The sequence below is a fragment of the Fictibacillus halophilus genome, from assembly GCF_042680145.1.
GTDB lineage: Bacteria > Bacillota > Bacilli > Bacillales > Fictibacillaceae > Fictibacillus > Fictibacillus halophilus_A.
Map to the genome: position 1 here is coordinate 2,338,071 of NZ_JBHTNQ010000001.1, position 15,776 is coordinate 2,353,846.

Consider the following 15,776-nt stretch of genomic DNA (forward strand, 5'->3'; position numbering starts at 1 on the left):
ACAAAGATACAGCCAAGAAAATTCTTGGCTGTATCTTTTTGTTTTATTTTTTGATCAAAGTGTTTAATTCTTTCTCCACATTCTTTAAAGCTTCTTCAGGTGTAGCCTGACCGAGCTTTACTTTATCTAGCTCTTTACCAAACATATCCGTCATCTTGCTCCATTCTTCGATCACTGGTGGAACTACTAACGTATCAAGTGCTTTAAAGACAACATCTCTGCTCTCTGGTGGTGATTTTTCTAAATAACCTTTTACAAGAGCGTCGTTCGATACAGCAGGAAGTTCCCACGCACTATCGATTCTGATCTTTGCAGCTTCCTCAGAGCTACTCATGAACTGTGCCCATTTCCAAGCCGCTTCGGCGTTCTTTGTTTTCTTTGAAACCGCGAGTCCGTTCGCGAAGAAGTGATGTGCTTTTTGTGTGTTTCCTGGCTCTAATGCGATGTCCCATTTAAACGGTACATCTTTAAAACCATCAAACATCCAGATTCCTGTACGAAGCATTGCGATTTTGCCTGCTTTAAACAAATCTTCATTTGCCTGACCTGACATCTCTTTTTCTGTTGGAGTCACATGGTATTTGTTCATCTTATCCATCATCCATGTTAAAGTCTCCACGTTTTCAGGGCTATTTACGGTTACTTCTGTCTTGTCTTCGTTTAGAATCGAACCGCCATTTTGTGCGATCGTCTTATAGAATTCCCAAAACTGAACAGGTGAGTACGTACCCCAAACACCATTCTTTTTATCCGTTAGTTTCTCAGCTGCCGCTAACTCTTCTTTCCACGTCCAGCTGTCGTTCGGATACTCAACACCCGCTTTATCAAAAAGGTCTTTGTTATAGAAAAGGACAACATTTGAGAAACTTTCTACCATTCCGTACTGTTTGCCATCATACTGAAAAGCTTCATACGCTTTTTTGTTGATACTATCTGGATTAAAGTTCGTATCTTTTTCGATAAGTGGATCGAGTTCTAAGAGCGCTCCTTTAGAAGCGTAACTCACAAAGTTCTCATAGTTTAGTTCAAACACATCCGGTGCGTTGTTTCCAGCGATCTGGGTTTGAAGTTTTGTAAAATAATCATCAAAAGATGCCAATTCATAATCTACTTTAATTTTTGGATTCTTCTTCTCAAACGCAGCAATCATCGCTTTTAGTTCATCTTCATGATCTTCACCTGGTGAGAACGCAAAGTACTTTAGTGTTACGGTGCCGTCTTTACTTGTACCCGTGGATTGTTCAGAACTACACCCTGCGATAATCCCTATCAACAGAACGAAAATAATAGCCCAGATACCCGATTTTTTCATGTTTATACCCCTCATCTTTTTTTATTTGATCCCACTTAATGTAATACCTTTGATGAAGTACTTCTGAGCGAATAAATAGACAGCTAAGATCGGAATGACACTAATCACGACACCAGCCATTAATAGATTCCAATCTGTTGCCCACCTCCCTTGAAGAATTGAAAGTCCAAGCGGCAGTGTCATCAGATCTTGGTTACTCACGATGATCAACGGCCATAGAAAATTGTTCCACGATTGCATGAAAGAAAAGATGGCTAATGTCGCAAGAGCCGGTTTTGATAATGGCAAGATGATCTGAAAGAACACCCTAAAGTGACTGGCTCCATCAATAAATGCCGCTTCTTCTAAAGATTTTGGTATTCCTAAAAAGAACTGTCGCAACAAAAACGTGCCGAATGCGTTAAATAAACCCGGAAGAATTAAACCTTGATATGTATCCAGCCAGCCGAGATACTTCATCAGAATGAACTGAGGTGTCATCGTGACCTGCATCGGGACCATCAGTGTCGCAAGATAGATAAGAAATAACGTGTCCCTTCCCTTAAAATGAAGTCTCGAGAAGGCGTAAGCCGCCATCGAACAAAGTAGCAATTGTCCAAGCGTTGAAGTGACAGCTACAAAAAAGCTGTTGAACAAGAACTTCCAGATCGGGAAGGTTTCGGCTACTTGTGCGTAGTTAGTGAGTGTAATTGTCTCCGGTATGAACTGAGGTGGAAGCGTCATCGTTGCTCCTTGATCTTTGATCGATGTTGATAACATCCATAAAAAAGGGATGATCATGATGAGTGCCCCTAGACTGATCGTCGAGTAGAAGGCGATTCTTTTCAGCCATTTTCTCTTGTTGAGGGAGATGACGGGTTGTGTTGTTTGTTTTTTCGTGACGACCGTTACATCACTGTTCATAATCAACCCACCTCTTTTGTAGTCTGTTTTGGATCAGGGTAACAATAAATATGATAAGGAAGAGTACCCATGAGACCGCTGAAGCATAGCCCATTTCAAAATAGCGAAAAGCATGGTTGTAAATCTTCTGAACAAGGACCGTTGTCGAACCGGCAGGTCCACCTTCAGTCATGATCATGACCTGATCAAACACTTGAAACGAATTGATCAATGAGATAATAAGGATGAAAAAAGTCGTAGGTGTAAGAAGTGGAATCGTGATGTGAAGAAACTTTTTTATCGGTGAAGCCCCATCAATTTCAGCAGCTTCATAGTATGTTTCCGATATATTTTGTAACCCTGCTAAAAATAAGACCATAACAAAGCCTGTATCTTTCCAAACACTCGTTAGTACAATAGCGATCATCGCCCATTGTGGATCTTGTAGCCAGTCAGGACCGACAAATCCAAACCAAGATAAAAAGTAGTTAACCAGACCATAGGCTGGGTTGAAGAGCCATTTCCAAATGAGGGACACGGCGACCCAAGATGAAACAACCGGGATGAAATAAGCGGCTCGGAAGAAAGCTCTTCCTTTCATGTTCTTATTTAAAAGCATCGCGATACCAAGAGCTACTATCAATACTGTTGGTAAGTATGCAATTATAAACAGAAGTGTGTTCTTTAGTGCAGACCAAAATTCTGTGTCTTCAATGATTCCTTTATAATTATCAAAGCCAATAAACTCAGGAGTTGATAATAAATCCCACTTCGTAAAACTAAGTCCGAGGGATTTGAGTATAGGGATACCAATAAAGACGAGAAATCCGATAAAGTTAGGTAACAGGAAAAAACTGATGACTAGCCATTTTTTCCAACCTTTATCCCCTACCATCTTTATCCTCCTTTACTTAATTAAGAGTTCTGATTCCTCATATAACGGAACTTGGAACAGTTGATTGATCGCAAGGAGAGCTGCACCTTGCACCCATGCATCGTCACCGAGTTTAGATAACTTGATCTGGGTCTTACAGTTCGCGTTTGAGAAAAAGTTTTGATCAGCTAGTTTAAGTGCATAAGGAAGGAAGAAATCTTTTGCGATCATGCCCTCTCCGACTAATACGACCATCGAAGGGTTGAAGCTGTTGATTGCACTTATCATGCCAACGCCAATGTTCTTACCAAGCCTCTTTAAGAGTTCGATCGCTAAATCATCTCTTTTTGTTGCCGCTTGATATACTTTAGAAAACGAAAAGTCTTCATCTAATAGAGTGTTTGCATATTGAGCTTTTAGATAGTTTCCTTCTATGGCTAAGAAGGGTTCAGATGCATACATCTCAAGGCACCCGTTCTGACCGCAATGGCATTTATAACCGTCGATGTTGACGATGATATGCCCAAATTCTCCTGCCCCGCCATGTTCCCCGTAATAAAGTTGATTGTTGATTACAATCCCTGTACCGATTCCCGCTCCGACGGAAAGACAGATAAAGTTCTTGTGCAGCTGACCGATACCTAGACAATACTCCGCTAACGTGTAAGCGTTTACATCATTATCAATAAAAATAGGAACATTATAGCGTTCTCTAAGTTGTGCACATAGGTCGATATCCTCCCAATTGAGAAGCGTCGATCGTAGGACCTTTCCATCCTTACCGCTGATGAGTCCAGAAGAAGCGAGTCCGATTCCTAAGATGTATTCATTTGTAATTCCAAACTGGAATAATATTTCTTCAATGCCTTGCTGTATCATGTTAAGAACGACTTCAGGTGAACTTCCTTTGATGAAAGAATAATGTTTTTTTAAGAGGATGGTAGCTTTTAAGTTTGTGAGGGCAATGATGACTTGTCTCTCTTCGATCTTGATACCGAACGTGTAGCCGAAATTGTCATTCAGTTCTAAGAGGATGGGACGTCTGCCGCCTGTTGAAGTAGCGGTTCCAACCTCATAAACCAAATTGTTCGTAATCAAGTCTTCTACAATATTGGTTACAGTCGATAAGCTGAGCTTTACTTTCTTGGATACATCTGTTCGACTAATCGGGCCGTTAACCCGAATGTTTTCGATTACCAGTGCACGGTTGATATCTTTGATCAGATTTCGATTTCCTATACGTAATTTATCCATAATCATACCTTTCCTTTATTTTCTAATTATGATTATAACTTCCTTTATTCAGTGAAGCAAGTATATATTTTAATTTTTCTGACATTTATTTTTAAAAGATAAAGCTAATCCTCGTTGATTAAGATTAGCTTTTCATCTTAGCAGAAAAATAAATAGTTAGGATTCCTATTTAGTTATTACATTGGTAGTAGAGGTGATTAAAGAAGCCCTTTTCTAAGCTATTTTTAAAGGCTCTTTCTAATTTCCAAAATGAATTTTAATAAAAATCAGTGCACAAATTAGTGCACAGACGTATTTTATTCTATTGGTTTAAATTGTTTTATGTTTATTCCGAATTTCTAAAAACCCTTATAAAATAAGACTTATTTAATCTTATTGAGTCAGAATTAACTCAGTTTTATTTCTGGATTTCCTCTGGCAGCCAAAAGGTCAGCGGTTCGATCCCGCTAGTCTCCACCATACATAACGAAAAACCCCTTGAGAACTCAAGGGGTTTATTTTTTCTTTTTATCTCTTGGGTCTTGCTCTTCTGCAAACTCAGTCGCATATCTTAGACTTGGCTGTCTAAATCTTCTATGCTGGCGCTTCACCTTTGTTCTTGATGGCATATGTTTTAACAAGTATTGATGAACGAAAACTTCCCCTGCTGTTATAATACCGGCAGAAATAATACTTCCCCACGCAATTTGGAGATAGCCGTTTAGAAGAATGGAACCAAAAACCCATACAATCATATAGATTAAAATAAATTCCGCCATTAGTGTATTCTTTTTACCAAGTCGCGGCAAAAGGATTCGATCAGCAAGAATATAAGATACTGCTGTAGCAGTTACGGCGAAAGAAATGACATCACTGATTGATGCATCAAAAAATAAATCCAATGCAATCCAAAACGCGATCAAAGAGACGATAAATTTGATTAAAATTCCTTTAGCTTGTTCCAATTAAAGACCTCCTTATTCTGTTCCTAGTTTGCAACAAAACAAGAAGGTTCATACTTAAGCAATTTGAATCCCTCACAAGTTTTGTGAGGGATTTTTTTATTCCTAAACAGCAGGTATTATTTCTGTTTTTTCTCTTTGTTTATTTAAGTTTGCGGTTTTATCCATTAACGTTCCGGCAATGAATACAACTGTTGAAAGAAGCAGAGCATAAAATACAGGATCAACATGTGTCCATGGGAATGGCAATAACGCGGCTTTACCAAAAATAGCCTGTGAAAGACCACTGGCTGTTGCTTCTTTTAAAAAAACATTGAATTTATGTAACATTAGTGAAATATTTTCGTAATAATTGAAACCAAATATGAGGCATTATCGTCTAATAAGTGAACTAGCTTTTAAGGGGGATTTAAATTGAAGAAAAGAAATCGTGCAGTTATTTTTACAGTTTCAGCACTGCTTACAGTCGGTGTGTTTACTTATAATGATTTTGAAAGCAAAGCCAAGGCAACTTCTGATCTATACGTAAAAGATAATATTGAAATACATACATCTGATCGTTCAGCTGAAATAATCTCGAATGAGCCTAGTCAAAAGCCTTATAAACAACAAACAATGGGTGAAGAAAAAGTTCCAGTAGTTGACGGTGTTAACAAACAAGAATCACCTAAGGTTGAAGAGTCAAATGATCAACGAACCCAAGTTGAAGATAAGAAGCCTGTTAAATGCGGTACCGGGAGAACAATTAATGAAAAAGAAATTAAAACAGTTAACCCTGAAACAAGAGTGATTGATGGTTATACGTTTGTAAATATCACGGATTCTGCAGAAGAAAATTTAGCTGATTTAATTGAAATAGCCAAAAAGCATAATGCTGCGTTATACGCGATTGAATATAGTGACTCATTTGCGATGTATTCCAATGATACAGGTGAACCACTTATCATGTTCAGCACAGGTTCAAGATCTGTTCCTGTTGAGCATGCAGCCATCCTTTATGACATGCATCCCTCAATTAAAGAGCAGATTAAAACTGTAGTAGAAACTGGCAAGGAAACAATCGTTGAACTTGGTGAATTCGAGAGCTACCATATTTCTAAAACAGACGGAAGAATTTATCTTTCATTTTAATAAATGCAAAAAGCCCTCGATTTAGAGGGCTTTTTTATTTCTTCTTATTTATTTCCTTTAGAGCCACAACTTTTAAAGCAAGCAATTCTTTTTCGGTGAATTTTTCTAATAGCTTTTCATAAACAGCTACCTTTTCTTCTTCACTTAAACCCCCGCTAACCTGTTCTCTCGTTCTAGCCAATTCAGTTACCGTATACTTCTCAGAAATCAGCTTTACTGCTTCTTTTCTCGTGGTAAACGGGAGGTTTTTCGAGTTAGTTTCCCCTGTTTCTATGTATTTTCTGATCTCAGGGTCCTCGAGGAGCTTGTTTATCTCTTCTTCATTCGAAGATAATTCTCTAGAAATCTCGCTCATCGCTTTTTCAGAGGCATAGTCCATAACAAATAAATAGCTGATTACACCCGTCGCTATAAAAAACATGAATACAACACCAAGCCACCACTTAACCATTTAATCACCATCTCATTTTAGATAATTTATTCATAGCACATTTGCCAAAGTTTGGAAAGTGCAAAATGATTTTTTAGAGAGTTTCTTACAGTCTCCCATCTCGTTCTTTCTAGTATGCTATTATTTACCATAAGAGCAGATCAATATTTAAGCTGGAGGTCATTATGTCGCGCCTTACTGATCATTTAATCGTAATCTCTTTTGATTGCTTATCTTCGCTGGATTTCCCTATGCTCCAGGAACTTCCGCATTTCAAAGAACTTTTACAAAGAGGATCTTACTGCAATCAAGTTCAAACGATATATCCTTCTGTTACCTATCCTTGTCATACAACCATTGTAACGGGAAATTATCCAAAACGTCATGGAATCGTTAATAATACGCTTCTTCAGCCTGGTAGATTATCTCCAGATTGGTATTGGCATCGCAAACATGTGAAAGGCACAACTTTATATGATGAAGCAAAAAAAGCAGGTATGACGACAGCAGCATTATTGTGGCCAGTTACAGCTAGAGCAAACATCGATTACAACATGCCTGAAATCTTTGCAAACCGTTCGTGGCATCATCAGGTACCTGTTTCTCTTTCAAATGGAAGTATGCGCTATCAATTGGATTTAAATAGACGTTTTGGTCATCTTCGGAACGGACTTAATCAGCCTGAACTGGATGATTTTGTATTAGAATCAACGGTTCATACGATTAAGACGAAAAAACCAGAATTGCTTCTCGTTCATTTTGTTGATTTGGATTCACAGCGTCATTACCATGGCTTTTCTTCTAAAGAGGCGATGGCTGCTGTCAAGAGACATGATGTTCGACTTGGACGTATCATTCAAGCGCTCAAAGAAAGTGATATATATGAAAATTCTACGATCATCGCTCTTGGAGATCATAGTGCTCTTGATGAATCGAAAGCGATTAAGCTCAACGTATTATTTAAAGAACAAGGTTTAATAGATGTAAATGAACGCGGAAAAGTGAAAAGCTGGAAAGCCTATTGCAAGAGTTGTGATGGATCCGCATATATTTACTTAAATGATCCATCCGATCATCAAACAAAGGAGGTAGTAGAAGAGCTTTTGAAGAAACTAGTATTAGATCAAACAAGCGGTATTGAAAAAGTCATCAGCCAGCATGAGGCAGCAGCAATGGGAGCAGATGAAAACTGTGCTTTTATGGTAGAGGCAAGAAGAGGCTTTTACTTGAAAGAAGAAATAGATGGAAAATTTATCGATTCTATTACCGAAAGAGATGTAAGAGCAAAGCGCTATACACTCGCGTCTCACGGCTATTCACCTGAAAAAGAAGATTATACTACGGTATTCATGGCAACAGGAAAAGGAATTCGTCCAAATGTTGTGGTCCCTTCTATGCATCTTGTCGATGAAGGGCCGACTTTTGCTAGACTTCTTGGTCTTGATTTAGGCAGCACAGACGGTTCAGTGATAGAAGAATTCATCTATGATTCTTAAAAAAGGATTTTTTCTAAAAGATTGTTACTTTTGGTCATTTTGTCAATCTCTTCATTGAAAAGTTGATTGAAGTGCAAGGTGCGAGACTCCTGCGGGATTAGCGGGACAGGTGAGACCCCGGCAGGCTTGATTAGCCTAGGGGGCTCACCGCACGCCCCGCGGAAAGCGAGCATCCTGTAACGGAAATCAACTACTCCCAAGAGCTACAAAGTTTGCGAAAAATCGTTAAAGAGAGGATAAACCAAATGAAACGGTTTACGAAAGAAGAGAATAGCTGGATGTTCTATGATTGGGCTAATTCCGCATACTCCATCATTATTACAACAGCAGTGTTTCCTCTATTTTATAAGGCTTCGGCCATGAAAGCCGGTGTGAGTGCTTCAGATTCAACAGCCTATCTCGGCTATACGATTGCCGTTGCCACTTTTATTCTGGCGATGCTTAGCCCGATATTAGGCACGATTGCAGATTATAAGGGACTTAAGAAACGTTTTTTTACCTTCTTTTTTATACTTGGATTGATCTCTACTGCAACGCTCGCTTTTATACCAAGTGATCAATGGCTCTTATTATTAATTTTTTATACACTGACAGCAATTGGCTCCAGCGGATCAAACGTTTTCTACGACGCATTTATTACAGATGTAACAACTGAAGATAGAATGAACAGAGTATCGTCAAGAGGTTTTGGTTTAGGCTATATCGGAAGTACAATTCCCTTTATTATCAGTATCGCCATAATCATTTTAGCTCAAAATGAAGTACTTCCGTTTTCAACAACGATTGCAAGTAAGATTGCATTTCTTATAACAGCTGTATGGTGGGGCGTATTCACCATTCCAATGCTGAAAAATGTGTATCAGCGTTACGGAATTGAGCGAGAGCCAAAACCGATTGTTAACAGCTTTAGGCGGTTAGGAAACACGTTAAAAGAAATCCGAAAATATCGTGCATTGTTTTTGTTCTTGCTTGCTTATTTCTTTTACATTGACGGTGTAGGGACAATTATTACGATGTCCACTGCGTATGGTTCAGATTTAGGCATCACATCTACTAACCTGTTAATTATCCTGTTTGCCACTCAGGTTGTAGCAGCCCCATTTGCCATTCTTTATGGAAGATTAGCAGAGAGATTCACAGGAAAAACGATGCTGTACGTAGGTATTTGCGTTTATATTATTGTCTGTATTTATGCTTACTTTTTAAAAACGACGCTCGACTTTTGGATATTAGCGATGCTAGTCGCAACTTCACAGGGAGGCATTCAGGCTTTAAGCCGTGCTTACTTTGCTAAGCTGGTACCGAAGAAAAATGCTAATGAGTTTTTCGGCTTCTATAATATTTTCGGTAAGTTCGCCTCCATCATGGGACCTTTGCTAGTTGCCATTACAGCTCAAGTTACCGGAAACTCAGCAAGCGCTGTATTCAGCCTGGTCATTCTGTTTATTATTGGTATTACGATATTGTTTTTTGTTCCTGAACCTAAAATTGATTCTAATCATACAATCAGTGCATAAGCATACAAAAAAAAAGACTGACCTAAAAGGTTCCCTTTGGTCAGTCTTTTTTTCTTCGTTCTATGCTGTGACTTCTCTATCTTGACTTTGTGTTCTGTCCTTTTTGAAGTGAAACACGACAAATGCTAACAGTGCAAACACAATGAGAAATGTTAGCAGGATTGCCATGTTTGAAATAGCAGCTCCAAAATCATTTAAAGAAATGACTGATTTAAATCCTGCGATTGAATAAGTAAATGGCAAGTATTGGCTAAGACTTCTATATTGCTCTGGCAGCATTTCAATTGGAAGGTTTGCACCTGTTATAGAAAGCTGCATGATGACAAATCCTAACGCGATAAAACGTCCTAAGTTTCCACCAAAAGCTGCTAAAAATAGAACAATAGCAGAAAACGTTATACTAGCAATCAGAGCAAAAAGAATTAATCCGCCAAAATTGCTTACATTAACTTTTAAAATTAACACAACAATTAAAAGCAAGATTGCCTGAACAACAGCAAGAGCCGCAAGATTAAGAAACTTTACCGCAAACCAGTTAAAGCTCGAAATAAACGGCGGTCTTTTAAAATCAATAAACAGAGACATAATCAAGATTCCTACGAACAGCGCAAGAGTAATCACATATGGTGCAGTTGAATCACGATAGTGCTCATATTCATTTACTGTTTTGCTTTTCAACTGAACAGGAGAGGCGAACATATTGATATTATCCTTATCATTCATACCACCTGTTTTATCAGCTCCTGATTTAAGACCGGATGATAGTTTTTCGCTTCCATCATTAATTTTACCTGCTCCGTCATTTAGTTTAGTTGCTCCTTGGGAAAGCTTCTTCCATCCTTCATCAACTTTTGCGTTTCCATCTGAGATTTTTCCCGCTCCAGAATCTAATTTTGAGACTCCTGATATTAATTCGTTCCAGCCTTTATCTACCTTTGCATTACCGTCTGCAATTTGCGCAGCACCAGATTCAAGTTTTCCTGCTCCTTGATCAAGTTTTGCCTGTCCGGCAACCAGCTGATTTAGTCCATCATTAAGGGCTACTGTCCCTGGCGCAACTTTATAAGCGATTCCATCCGCAACCGAAACTGCCCCTTCATTCAATGCAACAGATTTTGTGGAAAGGTTGTTTAGTCCGCTTGATATCTTTTTTGCACCATCAATAATTTGCTGATAATATGGTCCAACATTGACAGTTGGATTTGCCTTCTTATATTCTTCAAGCCCCGCAACTAATTTTTGTGCACCCGCTGCAAGTTCAGCAGAACCATCCTTAAGCCTGCCCGTACCATCTGCTACCTTTCTGCTTCCTGGCACAAGCCGTTCTGCTACACCATTCTTCAGCTCCTCACTGCCATTTTCAGCTTTTTGGAGTCCTGCAAGGATTTGCGAAGATCCATCCTTTAAGCTGACTGTCCCTTCGTGCAGCTGTTTTGAGCCATTTGCCAATTTGTTAATATCTCCAGATTTTTCATTAAGCTTATTTAGTAAAAGCCCTGTTCCGCTTTTCAGTTCCTTTGTTCCATTTGCGAGTTTCGTAATATCCGACTGCTTGGAAGTAACAGAGGTTAAGAGTTCATTTGTTCCCTTATGAAGCTGATCTGTTCCAGCAGTAAGCTTTGATGACCCATCTGCGGCCAGTCCAAATCCACCAGAGACTTCGCCTAAAATATTTGCTGCATAGTTTTCAGTAATTGTATCTGCAAGTTTTTCACGCATTTTTTGTGCAGCTGTTTCTGTTACTTTTGAAGCCAGGAAATTAAGCCCTTCATTCTGGATGTACTCTAATTCAAGCTTTTGGGGATTTGAATCTGTTACGGTTGTTACCCTTTCCGAAAAATCTTCAGGTATAATAATCGCCATATAGTAATCATTCCTCTGAATTCCTTTCATCGCTTCTGCCGAATCAACAAATTTCCAGCCTAAATCCTTGCCCTCTTTCATATTGGCTACTAAATCGCTGCCTACATTGATAGGCTGATCCCCTGAGAGAGCTCCTCTATCATTATTGACTACTGCGACTGGCAAGTTAGAAAGATTGTCATACGGTCCCCAAGTAGCTGATAAAAGTATTCCGCCATAAACAACAGGCACGAGCAAAGCTGCAATAACAGAAAAAAGAATGGTCTTATTTGCAGCGAGTTTGCCGAACTCTGCGGAAAGCAACTTAAAAGTATTCATTTAGAATCCCTCCAAATGTATGTAAGACTTCAAAATGAATGAGTCGCCATTCATTTAATTATCATAATATTCAAATAATAAATAGAAATCTAGTCTATTCATAAAAACACATATTCTTTACTAGTTATCCCTACACAAAAAGTAGTATTTTAAAAAATCAATAATGTAGGCAATAGTATACAAAAAAGGATGATCTTTTTAGATCATCCTACTGGTTAACTATTTTATTGTGCTGGTCCTTGATGTGGAAACTGATTCATATAGTTCGAAAATTGCTGATAGGTTTGCTGCATTTTTTGAGCATCCGCTGCTTCAAGTGCATACCAGCCCTTTTTAAACATCATGTTGTAAAGTTCTCTTTGCATATTTTGTGTTTCATTAAAAACGGCAAGCAAGTCTTGATAGAGAGCTTCATGACTTGCTTCATTTAAAGCTATAGAATAAGAATCTGTCATATACTTTTCATATGACAAAATATCATTAATGAAATCCCGGTCATTCATGTCTGGCGTTTTAGGTACCGCCGACTCTGGATTTTGAATTTTATTAGGCTCATTCATTCACTTTTACCCCTTTTTAGTTTTGTAAATTAGCTTGTGTCTGATTCATAGCTGACTGTTGAGATGAGATATGCCCTATAATTCGTTTATAGTGGCTTTCATGCATTTGACATGCTTTTTCAAGTGTTGCTTTAACTTCTGGATCCTGACATTGAGTTGCCATAAAATGTGCTTTCTTCATTCCAAGCAGATTCCATGAAAGCATGTCTCTGACATAATTAAGATCTTTTCCTGTTATTACTTGTGGCGGGTTTTGATATACAGGCTGCTGCTGATTTTGCATCTGATTTTGATTTTGTTGCTGCATAAAAGAATAGCCTCCTTCATATTTTTTCCATATTATCTTTCCTAACTCTCGGGGGTTTATTCATTTTTTTAATAAAGCTGTTTTCGAAAACTCGGTGCTTTTGAATGTGGTTAATTTCCGCTGCAGTGGCTCGCTTTCCGCAGGGCGTGCGGTGAGCCCCCTCTGTACTGCGTACATTGAGTGGTCTCACCTGCCCCGCTCGTTCTGCAGGAGTCTCGCCCTTCCGCTCCAATTAACTGTTCAATGGAGAACTTTAGAAGATCTCTCAGTTACAATAATCTTTTAGATAAGTGCATAAAAAAACAAGCAGCAAATCACTGCTTGTTCTAGCTCATTTTTACTTTAAGATCCATTTAGGTCCAAGAATGGTTTGTATACGATAAAAGTTTCCATATGACGCATTTACTTTATATGTTCCAGGATACAGACTCGCTGCAGCCATTTTATGTTTTGTATTTGGACGATCATGCAGCGGTACTTTTTGTGTCAGTGTAATTGTTTTTGTCAGTGGTGTTATTCGCTTTTCCCACCTCTTATCTCCTTCAATCGCCATGTAAAGGCCTGCTTTTTTATTGCGGTTCCATTCTTCTGAAAAAATAGAGATTGGCGGATTTGTTTCTCCTGCATATGGTGCAAGTTCAAACGTAAAACCAGGACGTTTGAATGTTTGAATGAACCAGTCTTTATATCCGCCTCCACTGGAAAAATTCGTATCAGGAGGAATAAGCCTGTACCCCGTCATTGCCGATAGCGTACTTCCTAGCATCTTATCTCCCTCATATGTATTGGTGCCATAGTTAAAATGATAGTATAAAATTCTTCCTGCAGTATGATAGGAGTTTGTAATTTCAGGATCCACTAAGTATGTAAGGGCAGTAACTGCTTTTGCTTCAGTCGTCTGAAGCGGTGCTTTTCCTTTATAATCTTTGTAATAAGGTACTTTTGCGTTATTATCGATTTCTTCCCATCGGGCTGGATACTGCCGATTTAGATCTATTCCTTGTGCATTGGATTTCCATCGTTTAAAGTCTTTGCTTCCGCCATTCATTTTTATAAGGTTTGCATGTGCTGCAGATGGAAAAGCGGACAATCCTTTTTGCTGCAAAGTCACGCCATCGGGATTTGTCATCGGGACAAACCATATGGATGTGTTGTTTAGTACGTGCGCTACATTATATCCGTCCATCGTTCCATTTAAAACATACTTCTCACCGTACTGATCGATCATCTCCATCACGATATTCGTTGTAATCCATTCTCTAGCATGATGTGAGGCGTTATAGAGCACTGTCGCATCACCTCTGCCAAGCTTTACTGCCCATATGTCTCTTCCATATGGTGTTTTCCCGAGAGAACGGTATTGAACTAACCCTGGATATTTTTGTGCAAGAGTTTTAATATTGCTCGTCATCGTTTCATATGTATACGTTTGATTCGGGTTTACATAGCTTGCTGCTTGAGTTTTATCGCTCATAGCTGATATCCCAACTATCATCAAAGCAATAAATAGTATAACTCTCTTTTTCAACGCTGCATCTCCTTCCAAAAACTTTAATTATTTGAATATATTAAAATTATATAGAGGAGAAGAAATTTCTGCGCATGAGTATAGTAGTCTTTAATATTTCATTTTGTTTACTTATTTTAAGACTAATTTCATGTATATTTGGTAATCATCAACAAAAAAAGAGAAACCCTGAAGTCTCTCATATACATAAATATTTTATTTAAGCTCTTTTCTAACAGATTGTTGCTACAAAGATTACGAAAAATGCCTTTAGTTAAAATCATACCCAGTTAAGTTTATTTGATAGGAAAGGTCTTCTAATTTAGCCAGTATGCGTTTTTCCTCTTCTGAATCTAGTTTTATTACCATGTCATTTTTAATGTAATAAGGTTTAAACTGCATGCCAATTTTTCCATTTATAATATTAATTTTCAATAATCCCGTTTCTGCACTATTCCCCTTTACATAGTCCGGAAATAAAAAGTTGCCTAAGGAATAAGCAATTGGCTTCCCTTTATAATATTGAAAACCTTGAAGAACATGAGGATGAGAACCCACAATAGCGTCTGCTCCAGCATCTATCATGGTTTTTGCATAGTTAACTTGATAGGGTTCCGGATGCTTGCTTCTTTCTTTCCCCCAATGCATGTAAACCATTAAATAATCGCACAATTTGCTCTCTCGGCTGACGATGTCTTCTAAGAGATCTAAGTTGTACCCATTAGCCAGCCCAGGACTTCTTTCCCCTGCTACCCATGATGTACTCGGCAGTACCCTCGAAAACGCAAGAAACCTGAATTTCTTGCCTTTAATCACAACTTCTTTTGAATTGTATGCTTCTTTCGCGTTGCTTCCTGCTCCTATATAAGACATTTCATATGTATGAATGTGGTGCATTGTATCAAGCAGCCCTTTTGTCTCGTAATCCATCGTGTGGTTGTTAGCGAGAGAAATAAGGTCAAACCCTGCATTTTTAAGACCCTGAAGAGCTATAGGATCTGACTTAAAGTTATATTCTTTTGAGAAAACCCCAGTATGGTTTGTAACAGCTGTTTCAAGGTTTACAACAGCATAATCGCTTGCTTCAATTTCTTCTTTCACATAACGAAAAGGATAATCCGGTCCCTTTGTCTTAACGGTGTCCTTTATTGACCAGTCCATCATTGTATCACCGGCAAACACAATAGATATCTCAGGATTTAAATGATCATAAATCGACTCTTTCCAGAAACTTCGAAAATGATTAGCATCAACAATAGACGTACTCGAAAGTAAAATCGTTGTAGAAAGTACTATGTTTTGCAGCACGTTCAAATTTAATCCCCCCGCACCCGCTTTGCTTGAAGATTATACATTTATATATGTAAGAATTCTGTCGGATTGG

15 protein-coding genes are annotated in these 15,776 nt (G+C 38.4%); 3 read left to right on the top strand and 12 right to left on the bottom strand.

Going from position 1 to position 15,776, the window contains the following annotated elements:
* Positions 1–43: 43 nt before the first annotated feature.
* From ACFQ4X_RS12005 to ACFQ4X_RS12030, 6 genes are all read right to left on the bottom strand, one after another.
* Positions 44–1,312 (bottom strand): ABC transporter substrate-binding protein, encoded by a 1,269-nt coding sequence (locus ACFQ4X_RS12005; protein WP_251321237.1) that lies wholly within the window; start codon positions 1,310–1,312, stop codon positions 44–46.
* 21 nt (positions 1,313–1,333) lie between these two features.
* On the bottom strand, positions 1,334–2,215 hold the full coding sequence (locus ACFQ4X_RS12010; RefSeq protein WP_379835402.1) for a carbohydrate ABC transporter permease: 882 nt from the start codon (positions 2,213–2,215) through the stop codon (positions 1,334–1,336).
* Entirely contained in the window at positions 2,205–3,089 is an 885-nt protein-coding gene (locus ACFQ4X_RS12015) for a carbohydrate ABC transporter permease (protein WP_379835404.1), read from the bottom strand. Before ACFQ4X_RS12015 ends, ACFQ4X_RS12010 begins: the two co-directional genes overlap by 11 nt.
* A gap of 12 nt (positions 3,090–3,101) precedes the next feature.
* Positions 3,102–4,322 (bottom strand): ROK family protein, encoded by a 1,221-nt coding sequence (locus ACFQ4X_RS12020; RefSeq protein ID WP_379835406.1) that lies wholly within the window; start codon positions 4,320–4,322, stop codon positions 3,102–3,104.
* Positions 4,323–4,816: 494 nt separating this feature from the next.
* Positions 4,817–5,266: a YndM family protein gene (locus ACFQ4X_RS12025; protein ID WP_379835408.1), complete on the bottom strand. Its 450-nt coding sequence runs from the start codon at positions 5,264–5,266 to the stop codon at positions 4,817–4,819.
* 102 nt (positions 5,267–5,368) lie between these two features.
* Positions 5,369–5,593 carry a hypothetical protein gene (locus tag ACFQ4X_RS12030; RefSeq protein WP_379835410.1) on the bottom strand — a complete coding sequence of 75 codons (225 nt, stop codon included), beginning with the start codon at positions 5,591–5,593 and terminating at the stop codon, positions 5,369–5,371.
* An 84-nt stretch (positions 5,594–5,677) separates the two neighbouring features.
* On the opposite strand from ACFQ4X_RS12030, the gene ACFQ4X_RS12035 reads away from it, so the two are divergent.
* Complete coding sequence (locus ACFQ4X_RS12035; RefSeq protein WP_379835412.1) at positions 5,678–6,394, top strand: hypothetical protein; 717 nt, start codon at positions 5,678–5,680, stop codon at positions 6,392–6,394.
* 34 nt (positions 6,395–6,428) lie between these two features.
* On the opposite strand, the gene ACFQ4X_RS12040 is transcribed toward ACFQ4X_RS12035, so the two are convergent.
* Positions 6,429–6,845: a hypothetical protein gene (locus ACFQ4X_RS12040; RefSeq protein ID WP_379835414.1), complete on the bottom strand. Its 417-nt coding sequence runs from the start codon at positions 6,843–6,845 to the stop codon at positions 6,429–6,431.
* A gap of 161 nt (positions 6,846–7,006) precedes the next feature.
* Here ACFQ4X_RS12040 and ACFQ4X_RS12045 point away from each other — a divergent pair, with 161 nt between their 5' ends.
* Together ACFQ4X_RS12045 and ACFQ4X_RS12050 are read left to right on the top strand one after the other, a co-directional pair.
* Entirely contained in the window at positions 7,007–8,320 is a 1,314-nt protein-coding gene (locus ACFQ4X_RS12045) for an ectonucleotide pyrophosphatase/phosphodiesterase (RefSeq protein ID WP_379837154.1), read from the top strand.
* 245 nt (positions 8,321–8,565) lie between these two features.
* Entirely contained in the window at positions 8,566–9,837 is a 1,272-nt protein-coding gene (locus ACFQ4X_RS12050) for an MFS transporter (RefSeq protein WP_379835416.1), read from the top strand.
* A 60-nt stretch (positions 9,838–9,897) separates the two neighbouring features.
* On the opposite strand, the gene ACFQ4X_RS12055 is transcribed toward ACFQ4X_RS12050, so the two are convergent.
* The 5 genes from ACFQ4X_RS12055 to ACFQ4X_RS12075 form a co-directional block, all read right to left on the bottom strand.
* On the bottom strand, positions 9,898–12,018 hold the full coding sequence (locus ACFQ4X_RS12055; protein WP_379835418.1) for a YhgE/Pip family protein: 2,121 nt from the start codon (positions 12,016–12,018) through the stop codon (positions 9,898–9,900).
* Positions 12,019–12,242: 224 nt separating this feature from the next.
* Positions 12,243–12,578 carry a spore coat protein gene (locus ACFQ4X_RS12060; RefSeq protein WP_379835420.1) on the bottom strand — a complete coding sequence of 112 codons (336 nt, stop codon included), beginning with the start codon at positions 12,576–12,578 and terminating at the stop codon, positions 12,243–12,245.
* Between the two features lie 16 nt (positions 12,579–12,594).
* A complete protein-coding gene (locus ACFQ4X_RS12065; protein ID WP_379835422.1) occupies positions 12,595–12,885 on the bottom strand; it encodes a hypothetical protein in 291 nt (96 codons plus the stop codon).
* Between the two features lie 337 nt (positions 12,886–13,222).
* Positions 13,223–14,413 carry a M14 family zinc carboxypeptidase gene (locus tag ACFQ4X_RS12070; protein WP_379835423.1) on the bottom strand — a complete coding sequence of 397 codons (1,191 nt, stop codon included), beginning with the start codon at positions 14,411–14,413 and terminating at the stop codon, positions 13,223–13,225.
* Between the two features lie 249 nt (positions 14,414–14,662).
* Positions 14,663–15,700 carry a CapA family protein gene (locus ACFQ4X_RS12075; protein WP_379837156.1) on the bottom strand — a complete coding sequence of 346 codons (1,038 nt, stop codon included), beginning with the start codon at positions 15,698–15,700 and terminating at the stop codon, positions 14,663–14,665.
* Positions 15,701–15,776: the final 76 nt, after the last annotated feature.

Excerpts from the sequence above, each read along its gene's own strand:
- ACFQ4X_RS12015 (WP_379835404.1), bottom strand. The coding sequence starts at position 3,089 with ATGGTAGGGGATAAAGGTTGGAAAAAATGGCTAGTCATCAGTTTTTTC.
- ACFQ4X_RS12040 (WP_379835414.1), bottom strand. The coding sequence starts at position 6,845 with ATGGTTAAGTGGTGGCTTGGTGTTGTATTCATGTTTTTTATAGCGACG.
- ACFQ4X_RS12010 (WP_379835402.1), bottom strand. The coding sequence starts at position 2,215 with ATGAACAGTGATGTAACGGTCGTCACGAAAAAACAAACAACACAACCC.
- ACFQ4X_RS12020 (WP_379835406.1), bottom strand. The coding sequence starts at position 4,322 with ATGGATAAATTACGTATAGGAAATCGAAATCTGATCAAAGATATCAAC.
- ACFQ4X_RS12030 (WP_379835410.1), bottom strand. The coding sequence starts at position 5,593 with ATGTTACATAAATTCAATGTTTTTTTAAAAGAAGCAACAGCCAGTGGT.
- ACFQ4X_RS12065 (WP_379835422.1), bottom strand. The coding sequence starts at position 12,885 with ATGCAGCAACAAAATCAAAATCAGATGCAAAATCAGCAGCAGCCTGTA.
- ACFQ4X_RS12005 (WP_251321237.1), bottom strand. The coding sequence starts at position 1,312 with ATGAAAAAATCGGGTATCTGGGCTATTATTTTCGTTCTGTTGATAGGG.
- ACFQ4X_RS12060 (WP_379835420.1), bottom strand. The coding sequence starts at position 12,578 with ATGAATGAGCCTAATAAAATTCAAAATCCAGAGTCGGCGGTACCTAAA.
- ACFQ4X_RS12050 (WP_379835416.1), top strand. The coding sequence starts at position 8,566 with ATGAAACGGTTTACGAAAGAAGAGAATAGCTGGATGTTCTATGATTGG.
- ACFQ4X_RS12055 (WP_379835418.1), bottom strand. The coding sequence starts at position 12,018 with ATGAATACTTTTAAGTTGCTTTCCGCAGAGTTCGGCAAACTCGCTGCA.